The organism is Scytonema sp. PCC 10023 (genome assembly GCF_963920835.1).
Lineage (GTDB): Bacteria > Cyanobacteriota > Cyanobacteriia > Cyanobacteriales > Nostocaceae > Kalymmatonema.
Map to the genome: position 1 here is coordinate 27,936 of NZ_CAWUDP010000078.1, position 18,921 is coordinate 46,856.

The 18,921-nt window shown below is 45.0% G+C and carries 28 protein-coding genes; 16 read left to right on the forward strand and 12 right to left on the reverse strand.

What is annotated here, in order from left to right; translation table 11 throughout:
- The first annotated feature begins 6 nt into the window (after positions 1-6).
- The 8 genes from ACM0OZ_RS34870 to ACM0OZ_RS34905 are packed head-to-tail and all read left to right on the forward strand — an operon-like array spanning position 7 to position 5,570.
- Positions 7-699, forward strand: a complete 693-nt coding sequence (locus tag ACM0OZ_RS34870) for a hypothetical protein (RefSeq protein ID WP_414587410.1) — start codon at positions 7-9, stop codon at positions 697-699.
- Entirely contained in the window at positions 665-919 is a 255-nt protein-coding gene (locus ACM0OZ_RS34875) for a hypothetical protein (protein ID WP_414587411.1), read from the forward strand. The genes ACM0OZ_RS34870 and ACM0OZ_RS34875 overlap by 35 nt, the downstream gene beginning before the upstream one ends.
- Entirely contained in the window at positions 897-1,292 is a 396-nt protein-coding gene (locus ACM0OZ_RS34880) for a hypothetical protein (protein WP_414587412.1), read from the forward strand. Before ACM0OZ_RS34875 ends, ACM0OZ_RS34880 begins: the two co-directional genes overlap by 23 nt.
- The gene (locus ACM0OZ_RS34885; RefSeq protein WP_414587413.1) at positions 1,292-2,866 is read left to right on the forward strand and encodes a hypothetical protein; all 1,575 of its coding nucleotides are present in this window, start codon (positions 1,292-1,294) and stop codon (positions 2,864-2,866) included. Before ACM0OZ_RS34880 ends, ACM0OZ_RS34885 begins: the two co-directional genes overlap by 1 nt.
- Before the next feature lie 8 nt (positions 2,867-2,874).
- Positions 2,875-3,300, forward strand: coding sequence for a hypothetical protein (locus ACM0OZ_RS34890; RefSeq protein WP_414587414.1), 426 nt, complete (start codon positions 2,875-2,877; stop codon positions 3,298-3,300).
- Positions 3,266-4,528, forward strand: coding sequence for a hypothetical protein (locus ACM0OZ_RS34895; RefSeq protein ID WP_414587415.1), 1,263 nt, complete (start codon positions 3,266-3,268; stop codon positions 4,526-4,528). The genes ACM0OZ_RS34890 and ACM0OZ_RS34895 overlap by 35 nt, the downstream gene beginning before the upstream one ends.
- Entirely contained in the window at positions 4,519-4,959 is a 441-nt protein-coding gene (locus ACM0OZ_RS34900; RefSeq protein ID WP_414587416.1) for a hypothetical protein, read from the forward strand. The genes ACM0OZ_RS34895 and ACM0OZ_RS34900 overlap by 10 nt, the downstream gene beginning before the upstream one ends.
- A gap of 2 nt (positions 4,960-4,961) precedes the next feature.
- Positions 4,962-5,570 carry a hypothetical protein gene (locus ACM0OZ_RS34905; protein ID WP_414587417.1) on the forward strand — a complete coding sequence of 203 codons (609 nt, stop codon included), beginning with the start codon at positions 4,962-4,964 and terminating at the stop codon, positions 5,568-5,570.
- A 257-nt stretch (positions 5,571-5,827) separates the two neighbouring features.
- Here the strand turns inward: ACM0OZ_RS34905 and ACM0OZ_RS34910 are convergent, their stop codons facing one another.
- From ACM0OZ_RS34910 to ACM0OZ_RS34960, 11 genes are all read right to left on the reverse strand, one after another.
- Entirely contained in the window at positions 5,828-6,436 is a 609-nt protein-coding gene (locus ACM0OZ_RS34910; RefSeq protein WP_414587418.1) for a hypothetical protein, read from the reverse strand.
- A gap of 225 nt (positions 6,437-6,661) precedes the next feature.
- Positions 6,662-8,179, reverse strand: coding sequence for a hypothetical protein (locus tag ACM0OZ_RS34915; RefSeq protein WP_414587420.1), 1,518 nt, complete (start codon positions 8,177-8,179; stop codon positions 6,662-6,664).
- Positions 8,180-8,257: 78 nt separating this feature from the next.
- Positions 8,258-8,977, reverse strand: coding sequence for a hypothetical protein (locus ACM0OZ_RS34920; RefSeq protein WP_414587421.1), 720 nt, complete (start codon positions 8,975-8,977; stop codon positions 8,258-8,260).
- 8 nt (positions 8,978-8,985) lie between these two features.
- Positions 8,986-9,474, reverse strand: a complete 489-nt coding sequence (locus ACM0OZ_RS34925; protein ID WP_414587422.1) for a hypothetical protein — start codon at positions 9,472-9,474, stop codon at positions 8,986-8,988.
- Positions 9,475-9,531: 57 nt separating this feature from the next.
- On the reverse strand, positions 9,532-9,813 hold the full coding sequence (locus ACM0OZ_RS34930; protein WP_414587423.1) for a hypothetical protein: 282 nt from the start codon (positions 9,811-9,813) through the stop codon (positions 9,532-9,534).
- A gap of 101 nt (positions 9,814-9,914) precedes the next feature.
- Positions 9,915-10,178 (reverse strand): hypothetical protein, encoded by a 264-nt coding sequence (locus ACM0OZ_RS34935; RefSeq protein ID WP_414587424.1) that lies wholly within the window; start codon positions 10,176-10,178, stop codon positions 9,915-9,917.
- Complete coding sequence (locus ACM0OZ_RS34940) at positions 10,175-10,303, reverse strand: hypothetical protein (RefSeq protein ID WP_414587425.1); 129 nt, start codon at positions 10,301-10,303, stop codon at positions 10,175-10,177. Before ACM0OZ_RS34940 ends, ACM0OZ_RS34935 begins: the two co-directional genes overlap by 4 nt.
- Positions 10,296-10,649: a hypothetical protein gene (locus tag ACM0OZ_RS34945; RefSeq protein WP_414587426.1), complete on the reverse strand. Its 354-nt coding sequence runs from the start codon at positions 10,647-10,649 to the stop codon at positions 10,296-10,298. Before ACM0OZ_RS34945 ends, ACM0OZ_RS34940 begins: the two co-directional genes overlap by 8 nt.
- Complete coding sequence (locus ACM0OZ_RS34950; protein ID WP_414587427.1) at positions 10,612-10,932, reverse strand: hypothetical protein; 321 nt, start codon at positions 10,930-10,932, stop codon at positions 10,612-10,614. The genes ACM0OZ_RS34945 and ACM0OZ_RS34950 overlap by 38 nt, the downstream gene beginning before the upstream one ends.
- Before the next feature lie 84 nt (positions 10,933-11,016).
- Positions 11,017-11,313, reverse strand: coding sequence for a hypothetical protein (locus tag ACM0OZ_RS34955; RefSeq protein WP_414587428.1), 297 nt, complete (start codon positions 11,311-11,313; stop codon positions 11,017-11,019).
- Positions 11,310-11,546 carry a hypothetical protein gene (locus ACM0OZ_RS34960; RefSeq protein WP_414587429.1) on the reverse strand — a complete coding sequence of 79 codons (237 nt, stop codon included), beginning with the start codon at positions 11,544-11,546 and terminating at the stop codon, positions 11,310-11,312. The genes ACM0OZ_RS34955 and ACM0OZ_RS34960 overlap by 4 nt, the downstream gene beginning before the upstream one ends.
- 640 nt (positions 11,547-12,186) lie before the next feature.
- Here ACM0OZ_RS34960 and ACM0OZ_RS34965 point away from each other — a divergent pair.
- Positions 12,187-12,300 carry a hypothetical protein gene (locus tag ACM0OZ_RS34965; protein ID WP_414587439.1) on the forward strand — a complete coding sequence of 38 codons (114 nt, stop codon included), beginning with the start codon at positions 12,187-12,189 and terminating at the stop codon, positions 12,298-12,300.
- 285 nt (positions 12,301-12,585) lie between these two features.
- Here the strand turns inward: ACM0OZ_RS34965 and ACM0OZ_RS34970 are convergent, their stop codons facing one another.
- Positions 12,586-12,897 (reverse strand): KGK domain-containing protein, encoded by a 312-nt coding sequence (locus ACM0OZ_RS34970; protein WP_414587430.1) that lies wholly within the window; start codon positions 12,895-12,897, stop codon positions 12,586-12,588.
- Between the two features lie 222 nt (positions 12,898-13,119).
- Here ACM0OZ_RS34970 and ACM0OZ_RS34975 point away from each other — a divergent pair, with 222 nt between their 5' ends.
- From ACM0OZ_RS34975 to ACM0OZ_RS35005, 7 genes are all read left to right on the forward strand, one after another.
- Positions 13,120-13,452: a hypothetical protein gene (locus ACM0OZ_RS34975; protein WP_414587431.1), complete on the forward strand. Its 333-nt coding sequence runs from the start codon at positions 13,120-13,122 to the stop codon at positions 13,450-13,452.
- A gap of 239 nt (positions 13,453-13,691) precedes the next feature.
- Positions 13,692-14,099, forward strand: coding sequence for a hypothetical protein (locus ACM0OZ_RS34980; RefSeq protein WP_414587432.1), 408 nt, complete (start codon positions 13,692-13,694; stop codon positions 14,097-14,099).
- Positions 14,100-14,102: 3 nt separating this feature from the next.
- Positions 14,103-14,345 (forward strand): hypothetical protein, encoded by a 243-nt coding sequence (locus ACM0OZ_RS34985; protein ID WP_414587433.1) that lies wholly within the window; start codon positions 14,103-14,105, stop codon positions 14,343-14,345.
- A gap of 142 nt (positions 14,346-14,487) precedes the next feature.
- Positions 14,488-16,746 carry a DnaB-like helicase N-terminal domain-containing protein gene (locus ACM0OZ_RS34990; RefSeq protein ID WP_414587435.1) on the forward strand — a complete coding sequence of 753 codons (2,259 nt, stop codon included), beginning with the start codon at positions 14,488-14,490 and terminating at the stop codon, positions 16,744-16,746.
- On the forward strand, positions 16,743-16,979 hold the full coding sequence (locus ACM0OZ_RS34995; RefSeq protein ID WP_414587436.1) for a hypothetical protein: 237 nt from the start codon (positions 16,743-16,745) through the stop codon (positions 16,977-16,979). Before ACM0OZ_RS34990 ends, ACM0OZ_RS34995 begins: the two co-directional genes overlap by 4 nt.
- 2 nt (positions 16,980-16,981) lie before the next feature.
- Positions 16,982-18,199: a tyrosine-type recombinase/integrase gene (locus tag ACM0OZ_RS35000; RefSeq protein WP_414587437.1), complete on the forward strand. Its 1,218-nt coding sequence runs from the start codon at positions 16,982-16,984 to the stop codon at positions 18,197-18,199.
- 34 nt (positions 18,200-18,233) lie between these two features.
- A complete protein-coding gene (locus tag ACM0OZ_RS35005; protein ID WP_414587438.1) occupies positions 18,234-18,860 on the forward strand; it encodes a serine hydrolase in 627 nt (208 codons plus the stop codon).
- Positions 18,861-18,921 lie beyond the last annotated feature (61 nt).

An 18,921-nucleotide genomic window follows, 5' to 3' on the forward strand; every position in this document is an offset into this window, starting at 1 on the left:
TTAAGCATGGCAGGGTATACACGCAATGTCAAACGAGATAATTTAGTGTTTGTCCCAGTAAACACTAAAATCCTTTATGGATTCAAAACAAAAGATTTAACTTCTATCAGTGGCGTCTCTGCTGCGGATATTGCTCCACTAGGACATTTAACTGTAGCTGCTGCCAGTGCTCAAGTCGGCAAGATTATGGTTGTGGGAGCAAACGCGCCGAAACCACCACGCGTCACCAAAAGAATCAGCACGGCGGCAGCGGGTACTCAAAGGAGCGTGAGTACTTTTTGTGCTACACCTTCGCTAGCAAGGGCACTTAGCGCTGGATGGAACTTATCCAAGCAAGGAGGAGCTGTGCTGGTCCGCCCAGCTTCCGCTTCCCGTGGTAGCTTGACAGCGATTGTTACTTTATCAAATGGAGCACGCTACTGCTTCTCAATGAACAGAACCGATTTTGATGCTTATGGAGCAGCGCTTGGGTTAGAATCAGCCGTCACAATTAATACTCAAGCCGAAAGAGATTCTTTAGTCCGGGGAAGTCGTATACCCCGACCAGGAAGAGCAAGTTTTGAAACAACTGGCGGTGGGACTTTTAGTTCCTTCTTTTCTACTAACAAAACTGGCAGTTTAGGTGAAAGTGGATTCAATCAAACAACCGAGGAAGTGGTTTTAAATGGTGCAGCCGGTGGCACTGGAGCAACAGCTTAATAATAAGCTCTTGCTTCCGGGTGATCCAAAATTTGATTTGTGGTTATATAGCAGCTTGCCGCCAGGTGAAAGTGCCTTAACTTATATTGTCCGTGCTGATGGCTCTGGCTTGTTAGAAGCTGTAGACGAAGCTAATTTTACCGAATACATTGAAGGGGGTGAATACCATGCACGGCTAGAAGAAATCGGGGAAGACGATGCCGCAGACAATTACGGATGATATCGGAGTTTGGAATAATTTAGGCACGACAACCCCAACATCTGCTGACTGGATTAAATTCCCAAATACGGCGACAGGTGCTAACGCCACGTTAAGAGTTACTTACTTTTGCGACGATTTCTCCAAAGTCAAAAGCTGGTGTTATCTACGCGCTCGTTATCAAACTGCTAATTCTAATCAAGTCAGTCAATCAATTCGTCTTTATCCCAAGGCAGATAAGCAATTAATTCAATTTCCAATTCCTCAAGACTTGCAAGATAGGTCAGTTTACTTCCGGAATTTTGAAGTCAAGAAATTCCTCAAATTGCGCCGAAGTGTCGGAATGACCAAAGATATAATTTGGCAGATTAAATTAGAGGAGCTTTGGGGTTAATGGGTGCTGCCGATATTGTCCGAAGTTCTTTGTCTTCTGAACTTGCTAGAAGCCAAATTGGTAAGGGGGGAGTGCGTGTTTTCCGAGCAGCATTACAAGTGCGGCAGGAAAGCGAAGGTGGAAATATTATTGGTTGGATCTGGAACGCTGGCAAACAATTTCTAGGGTTGATTGGGGAAGCTTTTAAACTTATTGGCATCAGCTTCACCGCACTTTGGGGCTTGATTGTTGCCACAGTTCAGTACATTTGGAATTTCAACTGGAATGTTACTGACAAGGAATTAGACCAGCAGTTGCAAAACAGTTTTAATGTACTAGCATCTATGCTTGGTGGCACTCTAGGCAATGCTTTTGGATACCTCGCTTGCGGCGTTTTACCTGGAGCTTTCATTTTTAGTTTTAATGAGCCTTTAGGAGCTTATGTACTTGCCAATGTCAGCGAAGAATTCGCTGAAGAGTTGATAGCTAATCTCAACAACTTGATTCGCTACAGCTTTATTAGTGGCGTGCAAGCGCTTTTCATGTGGGCTTTTAAAAATGTCAGAAAGCTCATTAGAAGCAACATTGGTTTTGTACAAGCAGTTTTTGGTGATAAAGCAGCAAGAGCGGTTCAAGCTTGGGGGCAGCCTAATTCTAAGCCTTGGAGTTTTGCTAAAGCTCTTGATAATGCAGTGGAATCCATCCCCAATACAGCAGTCAAAAATTTTGTTGAAGAATTTTTAGAAGAAGCTTGGGAGGGATGCGTGGAAGCTGGTTACGTCGTCGCCAATAGTTTAGATAGCTACATTGCCCAACAAAAGCTAGCTAGTCAGCAGGAGTTAATTCTAGGACAGCAGCGCTATGTCGAAATCCAGCCCGACCGCACCAACCAACGTGAACGGATTATTTTGGCAGGTCCAGAGCAGCAACTTAGAGGAACAATTGTTCAGACTTTAAGTAACTACCGATTAATTGAGAACCGCGACGTGGGGCAGCTGGTAGGAATGCCTGCTGATGATTACCTCAGGGCAAAGCCTCAAAGTATCCGGCTAGTTATCACTTTCTTTTCAGTTGACCAACCACCCTGGAAAGCGCCAGAGGGACAACGATTAGTGACAGCAACTTACGCTGTCCCCGATGTGAAGCGCTCTAAGTGTGACTGGGAAAGCATCAAACTTGCTTGCGGCGGTAAAAACGGGTATTTGTGGGGACGCTACCGAGCCACCGGAATATTGAGCAACGGGCGACAAATGCAAGTGATGGGCGCAACTGGCGATGAAGCCGAGGACAGACTGCGAGCCTTAGTTGCCCTTAGCGAAGCACATTTGGTAAAGAAACCCACAATCAGTGAAGACCGTACCGAGGATATTTCCGGAACCTATACCAAGCAGCCAACACGAGTTTATCCGGCTTACTGCACCATCATGAATCAATATCAAGTTCCTGGTGGTCGCGGTAGCAGTATTCGCTTCAATGATGGCGAGTATATGCGACGGCAAGACAAAATCTTGCTTTGGACTGAAGAAAAGCCTTTTGGTACAGATGAACTTATTCAAGAACTCCTAAAGAAACCAGGAGCAGAACAAGAAACATAAGGAGACATATGGAAGTTTATTTAAACACTGAACTGGATTTAGACTCTGCTATTAATCAAGCTTGGCGCAATTCGACAGAGCGCAATGAGCAGATCAAGGCTCGGCAAGAGGCGGCGTTGGCAGAAGCTCTTCAGGTTTTAGCTAATCAATTTCAGCAGGACTTGAACGAGGTTCTCTCAAGTGAATTGCAAAACGCTTTAAATATCAAAATCAATCAATCATTTAATCTTGATGAGATTAGTGCTGATTTTGAATTTATGGAGTATCCCTTTTCTATTTTTAGAGTTTGGACGGGGGATGAGATGTCTTGGCGGATTATCCGCTCTGGGTCTGAGGTGACAGATTGTCAGTTTGATAATTTGAAAAATCAATTGTTAACTGAACTAGCAAAGATAAAAAATGCGTCCAATACAAATGCAAATGCAAATGCTTGAATTTATGGTTTCATTCCGACTCGTGCCAGGGGAAGATGCTAGTCCGAATCCTTCTTCTGAAGCAAGCGATAAAGATCCATGGAAATTAAAAACATCGAATTATACTGCGCTTCCAAGCGATAAATTGCTAATTGATACTACGGGCGGAAGTTGGACACTGACTTTACCTGCTTCGCCAATACTAGGACAAGAGGTGGATTTATTAGGTGCAGTCGGATTAGATAAAAACCCGCTTTACATAAATCCTGGGCAAATAGCGTTTGAAGGCAAGTCATCAGCATCAGTCAAGTTTGCAAAAAATGATTACTTAAAATTAGCTTTTGCTGGCTCTGAAATTGGATGGGTCACAGATACAGACAAAATTATTGTTGAGTCGATGCAGACGCAGCCGCAGCCAACACCCAAACCAGAACCAATACCAGCACCAGAGCCAGGACCAACGCCCAACCCTGAGCCAACACCCAAACCAGAACCAACACCAGCACCAGAGCCAGGACCAACGCCCAACCCTGAGCCAACACCAGCACCAGCGACAAAAGCTTTGCTACTTGATAAATATCCAGGTGCTGGTTTGGCGCTTAGTTTGAGGCAATTATCAATTTATAGCAATCAACTTTATGAAACTTCTGAAAAGGAAGTACTGAGTTGGCGCGACCAGAGCCAAAACAAGTTTATTGCTACGCGTTCCGATTCTATTCCGCCTCCATTACTAGAGGATGAAGCAATTGATGTTAGCAGTGGTCCTTTATTTATTCCAGATTTAAATTCTTCTCAGTTGGTTGCTTCTGATTCATCAACTTCTCTTTTTATTGTTTTTCGCGCTAAAACTGAAAACGCTAACGTTTTGCTCTCTAACAATCAAGCCTCTCCCTCTAGTATTACTATTTTCCCAAGCTATCATGATGGGATTCTCTATTGGGATATAGGAAATTATCTTGATGGGCGTGTTACGGCTACTGTTGAATTTCGAGAATTTTCAATTCTTTCTCTTTTGAGAAGTAATTCTCGTATCCTCATAAGGAAGAATTCACAGACGATTCTCGACACCGCTAACAAAAACCCCACCTACACCCCAATAGCAAGTGAATTGATTATTGGTGGTTTACGAAGAACTTCGCTACTGTGTGAAATGCAAGGCGCGATAAAGGAGCTGATTATTTATAATAAGTTTCTCCCTAATTACGAAGAAATTGAAAAAGACATAAATAACTATTACAAATGTTATTAACGACGGCTCAGACTCAGCAGCAGCCTACGGGGATTACCTTAAACTTAGAGTCAACAAGCGTTCTTTTAGGAATTCTCGTTAGCGCTTGTGCGCTAGGAGCTATAGCAATTAAAATTATTACTCAATTCAATAATGTTACCAATTCTCTTAAAGAAATTGAAGAAGATTTAACCAAACACATTGTCAGTGAAGGGCACGAAAAGATAGAGCCAAGGCTCAAAAAAATTGAAGAGGTAGATAAAAAACTAGACTTGCACATTCAAGACATGCTTAACCGTAAGGAAGCAGTAAATCTGATTGCTAATCAATTAGACCAAAAAATTAATCATAAATACACTGTTCTTTATCATTCACTGAAAGATATAGAGAATTATTTAAACAAGCAAGGGAATTTCAGGATTCGCCAATATCACGAAGATGAGAAGGAGTAGATATGGTTTCTCAAGAATTGGGAAATAAATTAATCCGTTATATGAAATCAAAGGGGTGGAGAATTCGCCCTTTAAATATTGTTTACTTAGAGGATGCCAATGCCGACACTTGGCAACCAGTGAAAGGACGGCTAGACGAGTGGGACGATGTGCGAATCCTCGTCAGCCATACAGGGGTCGTATTAATGTCCGCTGAAGCCACTTGTGAGCCGGGCGCTCATTACACCTACAACCCTATGAACCCGCGCGGTGCGTTTCGTACCCAATGCGATACCCAGTTTCTTGATGCGTGGGAATTCGGAATGCACCACCGACAGCAAGCACTCATTCAATGTGCGTCCATAACCGGTTTCCGGGATGCTAACAAAGACGGGCTACGCACGGGAGATCTAAAGGTAGTTGGACCCGATTTCGGTGTGAATCAACATACCACCGGGAACAACGATGACGACCCACCACCAAATAAGATTGGGCTTTGGTCAGCTGGCTGTTTCGTTGGTCGTTGGACAAAGACCCATTACAACAAGTTTTTACCCCTAGTAAGGTCAATGGGATTGAAAACTTACGACACTGCGATCATACCAGCCGACAAGTTCGCTCAATTTCAATAAAAAGTTTTCCTCCTCTTATCACGGTTGATACTTTGAGCGGTCTATCAAAATCCGCTCTTTTTTTGACAAGTTTTTAATTTTTAGATTATGTTGATTTTCCTGACGTTCCTAACAATGTTTGTTGTTGCGGTTTTCTTTATAGCTCTGCTTATACCATTTTTCATGGCAAACCTCTGGGTAGAAATAGAGCCATAAAGATGCCGTTTCTTGTAAAAATTATGTTTTTATAACAACTATTAACCAAAATTAGACGGTGGTCAGTTGCTACAGTCCTCCCAGTCCGGGCAATTCTCTTTCAATCCCGGGTGTACCGCACAAGGTAGCGACTCCAACCCACTGTAGTACTTGCAGCTGCTGCAAGACGGTTTCTCTGCTCGGCTACCACAATCAGCTTTCGATTCTTGGTACAGAGCGCAGCGCCCACCGCCTTGGTAGTACTCGCATCCTCTGCAAAATTTTTTGATTTCCTCGTATTCGTGCCACTCCTGCCAAGTTCGTTGTCTGTGTTCTGGTAGAACTTGAGCGGGTAACTCACTGCCCTTTTGTTCTGATTGTTTCTCTTCAATGGCCGCCCCTTCTGCATCAAGGAGATGGAAATCTTCCTCTGAGATGCGATCGCCAACAAACTCGGCTATACCTACGCCAGCACCAACAAGAAACAAGCCAGCCCCAGCAGCAATGCCCCCATAGAACATCATTCTTTGGTACGTTGGGCGATTAAGCGAAAGAAATTCACCTGCTTTGATGACCCCGGTTGCAGAAGCGCCACCAAGGCAAGCGCCACCGCCGATGATAATAGCAAGCGTTCCACTTGCCCCCAGTGTTACGGTGATGGCTTCAATGATTGCTAATTTTGTTATCCTCATGCATTCTCCTAATATTAACTAGAAGTGATTAACTAATAAAAACTTGTCGGTAATGAGTCGGTAATGGTCACCGGCGCGTTAACGGAGCGGTAAGAGCGTCGGTAACGTTACCGCCCTGAAACAGCAAGCATTACCGAGTTTTCGGTAACAGTGTCGGTAATCCGTTAACAGAGCCGGTAATAGCAAATTTTCACTACTTTTCTCCATTACTGACACATTACCGGACTACTCCCAGTCGGGCTTAAGGTATCTACCTTCTGTGTCAAAAGTTAAATGCTCTGCCACAATTAACTCTCTTAATGCCTTTAGTAATTCGCTGCTATCTAACTGCCTTAACTTATTGGCATCCTTGAGGTCGGCTATTGACTTTGGGCTTTTCTGTTTGACATTATCAAAGTAACTTAAGAGCAGTTCTGCGCTAGGAGAGAGTCCAGGGTTAGGCTTAGAATGCTCGTTTTGTAAATTGCTGTTCAACGATTCTTCCAACCGATTGATAGCCTCAATATCTTTGGTAATTGGCTCGTTGCCTTGAGAGGTAAAACCAGGAAGATATTGGCGCTTGTCTCGGTCATAACCAGAGTAATTTCTTAGCTGAGGCATCATGTACCATTGCCCAGTTTTACCGTAGTAAATGGCGCGTCCTGTAGAGGAGTTGTTAACCAGTTCTGACACTTCATCAAGTGACAGATTTTTAAAAATCTTGGCTGACTTCCATTGTGCGATCGCTCCAATGTTTTCCTCAAAAGCAATGACCACGCTGGTCATCTGGCTGGTGGTGCTGAGGTTCAGAGATGCGCCGCTAACGTAGGGTGACTGCATCATAAACCAAACGTTTCTGCCTGCTGAATCTCCCCCGCTGGCGTAAGAGGTCAGCTTATCTATAAGCAGGGTTGACTTAGCCTGCTGCAATTTGTTGCCTAGCATCGTCCCCTCATCCACAATCAGTAAGGTGCGTTGGTGCTTCTGGGCGTAGACGGCATACTCATCAAAAACAGCTTCTGCCCACGCGGCCACCGTCCCAGGTTTGGCATCCATGCAAGCAAAGCGCTTTACTACGTCACAGCAATCAAAGTATCCGGTTTCCTTGGGGTCGTTTTTGGGGTCGATACCGAATATTTTTAAATTTTGGTGCTTGGTTTTGGCAACTCTTGTTGTGTTTGCAACCAACATCCCTTTTCCACTGCCTGGGATGCCGATAATCAACATATTGCTGATACGTTCCGTCATCTCCCCTACAATGTCAACAGTCGCGCTTGCGGTAGGGTCGTAGTAGTCTATAACCTGGGTTTCAACTGTAGTAGTAGTTGTTGATGGCTCGTCTCTTGATTGCGGCAATTGACGGATAAAAGGTGGCTGAGTTTCTAGAAAGTCAAGTGCGTCGTTGCTCAGGACATAGCCGTTGTCAGATGCCCAACTCATTTGTTTTAGCACTTCCTCATCCCCAACCTGCTCCCGATAGTCGCGCAAATTATCGCCTGTGAGGACATGGGCAACACATCCATACTTGGCGATCGCCTCATCATTCCGGTTCTGTGCTCGTGTTTTGCGCCATGCCTCATATAATGCCCAGCTTGCCACAAGTAACCCAGTAGGGGGGAATGCAGTAGCACTAGCGGCAATGAATCCACCGACAATACCACCAATCACCAAATATTGAGCGTTTGATTCAGAGATGGTTTCTGATGCTATAATCTGCCATTGCTCAGCAGTGAACTTATTCGACTTAGGATTAAAGTTCGTCATAATGGCTTTGGGTAATCTCACAGGCGCCCTTGTAGGACTTGCACCTACCAGGTAGCTTGAACTGAAGGGCGCTATTTTTTAGGAGCGTGAGTGGGCGGATTTCATGAAGTAAGCAATCTGCCCCAGGTAAAACAGAAAGCGAACAATCAACTCAATCACGAACAAGGTGCAAAGCAATAGCACTATGTTGGTCCAATCCAATCTTGAAAATTGCCCTGTGAACAAGATGTAAACCAGTTGCCCGAAGCCACCAGGGCAAGGTGGGTAAACTGTGATACAAATTATAAAGTCAATTGCGTAGACGAACAAGGCGGCAGTGCGAGCGCGGCTAATGGTTAAACTGGGGAATTGGTTGTACCACTTCTTAAGAGCTGCCAGCGCTGGGTCATCGGTTTCCTTGACCTCAAATTTTTGATGGGCATTCGCTTCGTTGATGATTGTTTTCATGAAAGCGCGATCGCGCTGTAAAACGATGGGGAAGACTTCCACCGTTTGAATAACTGCCCACAAAATGAAACCAATAACCCAGTGAATAGCTGTGCCGATTGTGGCGGCTATACCGTTGATGACTGGGATGTACGAAATTAGCTTCACCAGGTCGATATCCGTAGTTGAAAGTATGATGGTCTTGGCAATTCGTGCATATGGGGCAATATTCATGTAAGCGAACACTAGACCCGCTAGTACCGTTAACCAGTACAAAACTTTGATAATCTTGCGGGTATCTACACCGCTTTCTTTTTGGGTAGTGCTTCCACCGCTAAAAGCTGATGAGGAACCTTTGGGAGGTATTGGCATTATTGCTCCTATTGATTGGGTAGTGCATAACGTGTAGATTTGTTACGATTTCTGGCAGCTTCTACAAGTGCGCGATCTCCTGTGAAAGCTATCGCGCTAACAACTGGTGTACCGTCAGCAGCGGGTTCAAGAATTCCTGTGGAGCCATTGGAGTCACACACCACCGTCCCCGCTGGCAGAGGTATTCGCCGAACGCGGTCTATGACCGGCTGTCCTTCTGAGAGTGCTGTGTAGTAGTTAGGATTTTTCATGGCGACGACCATGACACAGCCGGACTTGTATCTGTTAGCAGCAATTTCAGCCTGCTGCTTCATAAAATCCTCAGTGGCGCGTAACTTCATTTCTTTGGCTGAATTCTGCTGTGCCAGTTCGCGCACCTGGGAGAGTGATTGCATCTGCTGTTTGACGTTGCCACTACTGAGTGCTAAACAAGCAAGTATCCCAACGCCAAACAGTACTGAAACCGGATTGCGCTTGGCTATTTTAAGTATGTCCATTGCTTTTTTTTGCAGGGGTAGCGTCTACTACCCCTACGAATCGTTGATGAATTAAATTCAAATTCCTCTGATTTGATTGACCAGGGCCAGAATTAACCCAACTTTGCTACTAGTGCTAAGTTCGTCTAATCGGGTCATTGCTTGCTCAACGCTTTCATCCACATCATCGTCATCCGCCTCAGTAATCTCGGCACACGCCTCCTCAGCAAGCTTGGTGATCATCCACAAGCGCTCTACGTTAGTCAGTTGTTGGAACTGTGCCCCCCAGGCTTCCTGCATTTCTTCGAGCAGTCCACCGTCACCGGGGGTGTATGCGACATAGTACCCGACTGGTTTCATAGGTTAAAATTTCCTCAGTTGTTTACGTAAGTTATGGCGTAGACATCACAGAGTAGATTGGGCAGCAGCAGGTAGTTGGATTACCTTACTGCTGCTCTGCTTTAGGTGGCTGGTGAATCTTCTCCCCGGGTGAACAAGTTGACTAACTCCTGCTCAAGCCCTGGCGTCAAAGTCGGTCCTTCCAGTGATTGACCGACCCGCAACCGCAATTCGGTGATGTAGTGCTGCGCGTCGCCCATGATTTGTTCTATTTGGGGGTGAGCTTGGGGAGATTCGGTTAAGCACTGCCAAGCATCTGATTCATGGATGCGGGTTAAGTCAGCGGTTGCTTTGTGTAGTAGAGATATAATTTCGGACACTGTCATGACATTGAACCTTTGAAAGTATTAGATAAAAGCTGAGGCAAACGGCAGCTATGCCAATGGCGATCGCCACCCAATCTGCCACTCTTGCCCGTGGTTTGGAACAAATGGTCAGCAGTATCAGCCATCTGATTCGCTGCTCGGCGGCAATGCGTATTTTGGGTCATGCCACTCCTGGAGCGCTTCGAGTTCTGTTTGGAAGTTGCTGTTCAGTCCTGAGCCGAAAGCTTTCAGCATTTTGGGTGCGATTTTGCCCATGTCGCCGTTCGATAATCTGGTGAATGCTTTTTGTAAGGCATCAGCCCAAACGAAGTCTACGATGTTATCTGAGAGTTGATCCGCTATGGCTGATAGTTCATTTGTTCCTATCTGTCCTGCCTGCTCTCCGGTTTCCTCAGTCCTGGTGCTCTGCTGGTTAGTCTTGCGCTGCTGGCGCTTAGCTCGCGCTACTGCTTCTCTGTCTTTCTCGTTCATAATATTCCTCCAAGTAATCGCTGATTTGGTGAATCGCTTCTTTTCTTCCCCGCTGGCGGACGAGCTGCCTAAAAACCCAGAGCGCTAAGAACGCATCTCTATGGAATCCATTACTACGATTGGCGTAGGTGATTAATTCGAGTTGTTCAAGAACTGCTCTGTCCCGTCGCACTTGGCTTGGGTGTATGTCAAGTAATGCCGCTGCTAAGTTTATTGGCACCCAGTCAATGCGTGGGTCGAGTTTTAGCGGTTTGAAGTCATATTGAAGTTGTTCGATAGTCACGACTCATGAATGACTCGCTAATGACTCTCTTGTGACTAAAAAAATAACCCGCTTGGTTTTTTGGGGCATGGTTCTAGAATCTTTTTAACTGGGGTCTTGATCAACCAAACGGTTTTTGGAGTATGCCTCGTAATACAAGCGCCCATTGGACTTGTCATAACCAGCTTGTTCAACTGCGATTTCCCACTCTTCTAGGCTCAGTTCCTCAAGAAGAGAGGTGGCAGCATAAGTCCACCTAAAAAATCCCCATTGTTTTGGAGAGCCATTAGCACGGGCTATGGCGAACCAATCGGCAAGTGTTAGGTCACAGATGTTGATTGTGGGTTGTAGCCAACTGGGTACTTCTGCACTAGTTTCGGCGTTGATATTTTCGTTCTTCATAGGCGCTCCACCGAAAAATACTGTTTTCTGAAAGCAAGTCTTTCCTCCTCGGTCATAGATTCTTGTTGGTTACAGGCACATTGCACTAGGTGGTTTATCCACCTTTGTTGGCTATTTAACCCGTCTTCTGATGGTTGAGGGTAAACACGGGCTAGTTCTTGGGCTGCTAGCACAATAGCAGTAGCCAAAACGTCGCACACGTCGGGAGGAGTGCAAGTTTTGTTTTGATTCATTTTGTTCATAGGCGATAATTGAATTAATTAAACGCTGGTTTGCGGCGGTGTCTGCAATAAAGGTCATCGCCGTTTTAGATTTTTTGAGCTATCGTTGCGTTGAAATGCTGATAGTTCAAAACTGACAACACACCAGAGGAGGTAACAGCGATAGGTTACCTTTTTTTTCACTCGTTGTTGCAACATTCGGATGTCGTCGTTTTACTTTTTTTGAGTTATGGTTGCGTTGCATGATAAACGAAAATCTAATCACCTCACAGTTTGACAAACAGAAAAAACTCCCTAATTGGCAACAGCAAGACTGTTGCTTTTTTGTCCTCCTAACGAATGAACTGGGCGAGGGTGATTCTCTGCAAGGGCGAGGCAGAGGTGGAGCGCTCCGGTTTATTGGGATGACCCACAGGCGGCTATGGCATGAGGTGGGTGGGAGCTTGTTTTGTCTTTGCTAAACCAATGCTAGCATAAAGCAAAGACAAAACAAGCTAAGAGTTTTGTCTATACAAAAAAGATGTTTTGTAAAGATAAAATGGGGTTATTGCTACGGTGACTCAAGATAATGGCAAGACCAAAGAAATTAGCGGAAGACGCGAAAACAGTCAATGTGAGAATGAGTCCAGAGGACTGGTCAAGTATGGAAACAATGGCTCAGTCAATGGGATTGACCAGGTCAGAGTTGTTACGCCAAATTGCCCAGGGCAAGATTCCATTAGGTCAAGCGTCCAATTCAGAGAAGGTACTGCTGGGAAAATCCTAGAGCGTCTCAAGCTTATTGAAAGCGAGTATCTGTCATACGTTAAAGGACACCAGCAGCGATTAGAAGCTCGACTTGACGAAAGTAGGCAAAAGGAAGAAGGTTTTAAAAACGCTGTTCAAGAGCTTGAGCAAGAAATTTACAACTTAATCTCCATGCAAGAGCAGGGATTAACTAGAGAAAAGCCAAAAGAAGATAATTGCCTGTAGCCGTCCTGTTTGTACTAGGACGGCATTTTTATGAAAGACGACTATTCCTGTCGAGTTCTATGTAAATCAGCTAGATGATTTACCGAAGAGTGAACCGAATGCCACGTGTTGGCTCAGGGCTAGACGGCGATTCAGGCGCTTCGGGTTGATCAGGAATAAACTCCAAGCGAAACCTTAACCTTCCTTTTTGCCAACCCCCGCCATAAATTTGCAAAACCTGACACTCAACACCTTCGTCAGTAAACCATTTAACAAAAGAAGTTGAGTTGCCCATGTACTTTCTTATGGCTTGCATTAGCTGGCTAACTTTAAACGTTGAACCCGCATCAAAAGTTACAGAACTATTCGCGTGAATGACATCGTCATCGCGCAAATCAAATTTATCGCTCATTTTCATCCTCTACTGACAACACCGCCAGTTCATCCTGGCTGCTAAAAGTGTTCCCAGAGAGAACAAAGCAGCAAGCGTCTAATTGCCAAGACTTGGTAAAACTTTTATGAGTGAAACACCAGGAAAGTACATAGTTACCCCAAAACAAAAATACGAAAACTCCCCGATGCTTTTGACTGGAGAGTTCCCGCAACGTGGAATTGAGTTTACCAAGTTCAATCCATGATTCACATCATAATTCTTTCCGTTTGGCTAGTTCTAATGGCGATCGCCTGGTACCTCGCATTCTTAACCCTAAGAATCCATTACCGTGCTACTAGGAGTATGCAGCCGCGCCAGCACACAACGCACCAGCACAAGCACAAGAAAATATCCAAACCTGACCTCAATAAATCTGATTCCGCTGGACCGTGGCTCCAACTTCTGACAGTGGTTCAATTTGACATTCCCACCGCCGAACGTCTGGTTGCCAACTGTCAGCACAGATACCCGGATAAACCAGTCTTGTGGTGCATTGAGAAAACGCTTTGGGACTTGGAACGTGATAGATACTAACGTACTATGCAATCTACATGATAGACACTAATCCCTACATTTTGGCAAGCGCCAGGTTCTCAATCACCCGTGATAAATATCACGGGCATCAGAGAATAATGATCACACCCTGTGAAAAGGGGGCAACAAACAGAGCGAAAACCCAGGGCGACAGTAGGGAGCTTGACACACAAGATGCGACTACAAGTAGCAGGCGATCACCTTGGGTGAGTACCTCTTAATCTACCGAGGAGAACATCATGAACCAAGATACTGATTCAATTAATACACAAGTTGTAACGCTTCATACCACTAGTGGAGTGAATCAAATCAGGAAAGCACTCCTCACTCTGCGACGGGCAAGTACAAATGTATGGTGGACGACTACCCGGCTCGTGAATCAACTTAGGAAAGCACTCCTCACTCTGCGACTGTGGATATGGGCAGCAGTTCATCGGCAGGACTTTAGACGTTTTGAACTGACTATAACACCGATTGTCAGATTTCGACTTAATTACAATCGGTGGTCTGACGAATTTTGCTTTCTGCGCTTGGAGATACTGAAACCGCGACTATTGTACTTTGTCCCATGGACAGCAGTAGAAGAATTCGCCAAAGCCGAAGGGATAGATTTGACCTGTTTTGAAGACGACGAAATACCTTTCTAAACTATGTCCAACAGTGACAAGTCGACTGAACGTATTGAGCAATTGGAATCAAGAATTGACATCTTGAGATGGTTTTTACTCCACACTCAGCAGCAAACCTATGCCTTAGCAGTGGAATTAGCTGAGTTAAAGGGACAGGAACTATCAGAAAACGAAATTTGTAAAGAGATTTTGGAACAGTACAACAATCTCAATACACTCCGCTCAATCAAACGCGACCTTAATTATGACTTAACTGATTCATAACCGTACACGAAAGAGGAGTAAAAATGACTACCAAAAAAATAAGCTGGACACCTCTCAACCAGGTATTCAGCCAACCAGTTATAAAGTTTGCTTTGCAATATTTTATAACTAGAATTATAGCAAAAATTGGGGGTGAAAACTGATGTACGCACCCTCAGAACAACCAGAATTTCGTCCCGCTCTCGGCTTACCTCCAAGTAACCCCGAAATAGAAGAGGTAACGCTTGGGGGATGTATGTTAGACCCCGAGGCTATTGTTAGAATAAAGGACATTATTACTGCTGACGCTTTTTATATCCCTGCGCATAAAGATATTTACCAGGCTATCTTGGCGCTGCACAAGCAAAACAAACCAACCGATTTACTAAGCGTTATCAACTGGCTTGCTGACCATGATTTATTAACAAGAGTTGGTGGAAGAAATAAGCTAGGTAGCCTTATTGACCGAACCGTTTCAGCAGTAAACATCAATTATCATGCTGACGCCTTAGTAGAAAAATATCTTCGCCGTGAGCTAATATCCCGCGTCAACAAAATAGAAGCGTATGCTCACGAAACTGATAAACCCTTGACTTGGATAATGGAGAATACCGAAAACTTAATTCTCCCTATCACCCAGATGAGAAAGCAAGACAGCAAGGGTTACTGGCAGCAGTGGGACAAAAACGTATTTGAGCGTTTGTGCAAGGACTTAAGCGAAGTTGAAGAAATTGAAAATACTGCCCAACGAGATTGGGCATTCCGCAAAATGGCTAAGAAGTGGAAGTTTGGTAACAAGAAGGAACTGCTCGACTTCCATGCTAAGTGGCTAGATTCCCAAGAATCTAGCAAAGTTCATTCTGCTAAAGAGTACTTCCAGCAGTACGGGCAATCAGAACAAAGTTGGCTTATTCCTGGATTTATTCCTGCTGATTCTGTAGTGGTTCTCTACGCTGATGGTGGCGTCGGGAAAACTCGCTTGGCGTTCTCTCTTGCTAAAGCTGCGGTGAGCGGGGGAACCTTTGCCTACGAGGGAACAGAATTTGAGCCGATGAATACACTGCTCATTGAAACCGACCAAGGACCGATTAACACCGCAAAACTTCTAGAAATGCACGACTTTTTAGAGGACGGCATATCTAATCGCCTCGCCATCTGCGACGAGTGGACCGTTGGCGAGTTTGGGCGACTAAAAACGATGCTCAAGCAACATCAGCCCAAATTAGTGATTGTTGACTCCCTCACCTCAGTGAGCGTGGATAGCCTGTACTCAGAAAACGACACTGAGTACGCTCGTCCCTTGGTGCGCTTACGCCACCTTGCCAAAGAGTTTGGCTGCACGTTCCTAGTGATTCACCACTCAAATGCTCAAGGTGGGATTCGCGGCACCAGGGCAATCAAGAACACAGTAGATGAGGTGTTCAAGTTCACCAAGCAGCAGAACGAGTTAGGAGAATTCAATGTTCTTACCATCGAAAAAACTCGTTCGCGTGGACCAGGTAACTACAAGTTTACCTATGACGATGATACCTGGGGTTGGAAGTTCGGCGGACTGATTGAAGAAGAATTTCTTGGTGGCAGCAATGGTACTACCAATATGATGCGCTGCATAAAGTTCCTCTCCCAGAACAAAGGGACTCCTTATCAAGCACTAGAGGTAGCAGAAGCGCTGGGACTACCCAAGGATTCAGTCCGGCGCGACCTGCGACGAGCTGCAACCGAGGGGTTGGTTAACTCTGGAAGAAGTACGCACAATAAACGTGCTTTAGTTTACTACGTTGGCGCGAGGAAGCAAACTTTACCCAACGCGAGATGTGATCAACGTGAGCAAGTTGATCAGATTGATCACATTTCGCTGATCACATCTTTCTCCGCTCAGGAACAGGATTTTGGTAGATGTGATCAAGTGGGCAGCAAAAGTTTACCCTTTTCATGCCCAGAGGAAAATCAAAAAGCTTGTCCACTTGATCACATGATCACATCGAATGCCACTCATTTGCCAGAATCTATAGATAGCAAGGTAAACGAGCAAAATAAAGATGTGATCAGCGATATGATCAATGATGCGATCGCACCAGAAAAAAGCGATCAGACCCCCCCATCTGAGCGATCGCATGTAACATCTCTTAATGAAGAAGTGTTAACAGAAGTTGGCGAGGAAGTTGGTAAAAATGATGACAGCGAAAAATTATCAGCGCTTCCAACTTCCTCACGAGAGACTGCCATCGATGGAGAGTTAGCGGTTGGCGAGGAGGTCAAAGTTTTGGCTGGCGACACCAAACATTTGCAGAAGCTTGTCGGTAAAGTACTGCCAATTGGGACAATAAATAATGATGGTTTGTGGCTTAAAGAGGGGAAAGGTTTTAGCCACAAACTCGTTGGTCCATACCAAGCCCATCAGATTAAGAGGAGTAGCCAGTGACGGAACAAGAGCAATGTAGTGGGTGCGGCTCAGTTCGTGTCCGCTACGACCAAACCTATGGTTTTTACAACTGCCAAAACTGTGGCAATGTCTGGGCTTATCCAGAAGATGACCCTGATTACGACGAGGTGGACGAGGAGGGGTTAGAAGTGTCTAGACGCAAATTGATGCTTGCTTGGCTTGGTGCTGACGTGACTTTTGGTGTGACCGATAAGGAGGACGGTATCGCGTAGCCATGAATCAAGACAAATGGATTTACACCGATAAGCGATCGGGCAAGCTTGTCTTGCGGTTTCGCGTGAAGGGCTACGACAAGCAATTTTTCATCGGCACTGGTTTAACCGATACCCCCAAAAACCGAAAAATCGCAAGAGCGAGGCGTGATTTGATATCAAGTGATATCACGCTGGAGCGCTTTGATAGCACTTTGGAGAGCTATCGGTCTATAGCTGATAGAACCAATAAAAGCCCGGCTCATCTCATTCAAACAGAAGTTTCTAAAAACTCTAATTCCAAATACGCTTACAATCTGGCACAACTTTGGCAGAAGTTTACCGAATTTAAGCAGGTTTTTTTAGAGCAGACGACTATTAGCATTCATTACCACGGCACAGCTCGCTACATCAGGCGGCTACCTACCCAATCCTTGGAGAAGGCACCAGAAATTAGGAACTGGTTGCTTAGCAATACAACTCATCAAATGGCATGGCAAAACCTGCTTATGTTCAGCCATTGCTGCGAATGGGCTGTTGACTCAGGACTTATCCCCAACAACCCTTTTGCCAAACTTAAGATTAAAAAGCCCAAAAAGGCGTCGAACGATGAAAATTCCCCTCAAGCGTTTACCCTAGAGCAGCGCGATATCATTATCCAAGCTTTCGAGCAACACCCAATCCAAAAGCATTATGCTTCACTGATGAAATTTTTATTTTGGACTGGCTGCCGGCATGGGGAAGCTTTTGCGCTGACCTGGGGGGACATCAGAGAAAACTGTACCCGAGTTGTTATTGATAAATCTCTGTCTCTTGGTGTCGCCAAGGGTACGAAAAACAATAAAAAGCGTATCTTTCCCGCTGCGTCCGGGTCCAAGTTGCAACAGATGTTACTGCAATTGCGCCCAGAGCCGAAGGACTACCACCCCGCAAACCTGGTTTTTAAATCTAAGACAGGTAAGCCACTTAGCAATGACCTTGTGTACTCTTGCTGGAGTGTTTCGCGCTGTAGCAAGAACGGTAAAAACTACCAATACCCAGGTGTTGTCCGAGAATTGGCAGCCAAAGGAATTATTCCGTATCTAAAACCGTACTCGACGCGCCACACTTTCGCCACCTGGGCGATCAGCAGCGGTGTCAGTCCCGATAAAGTAGCAGTGTGGATCGGGGATGAAGTGCAAACAGTTTTACAGTTTTACTGTCATCCGGACGTGGTAGAGTCCGAGTGTCCAGATTTTTAAGGATACTCAGTGGCTACTCAACGACCACATTTTATTGCAATTAGAAAACCTAGTTTTGGGGAGTTTAGCAGTTCTCTCAAATACAGGTTATATGTTGCTGTATGAGGTGATTGAAGCTGTTAGCGGTAAGAAATTTGCTCAAGCATTAGAAGACAACGTATTTTCAGTGTTGGATTTACAAAATACTTATGTTGCCCATCATGTTGACACAAAAGGCGTTCTGACACCTGGTTATTGCCGATACCTGAATTCGGAACGAATTATGGAGAATGTGATTCCTCGTTATCATCCAGACTGGTGTGCGACAGGACTAATTGCTTCTACGCCTGAAGAAGTGGTGAAATTTTTTGACGCTATCTTTTCAGGTAAATTGCTAGATTCTAAGCAGCTAGAGCAAATGCTAACTCTTGTACGCACTGGTACTCACGAGCCTTGGTATAAAAAACCTTGTTATGGTTTAGGAATTATGGCAGATCCTGAATCCAAGTATGGTCATAAGTATGGACATGGTGGAGGTGGTCCCGGCTATAATCTTTGGGCTATGCATTTACCCGATTTTCACGGGCGCAAACTGACGTTAGCTGTTTTTTGTAATACCTCTCTGGCAGATCATCCTTATGGAATGGTCAATGATTTATTGCGTGTTCTTGAAGCCGCATAGTAAAAGATTGACATCCTCCCCACGCCTAAAGGCGGGGGATTCCAGGAATCACTTCTTGGGT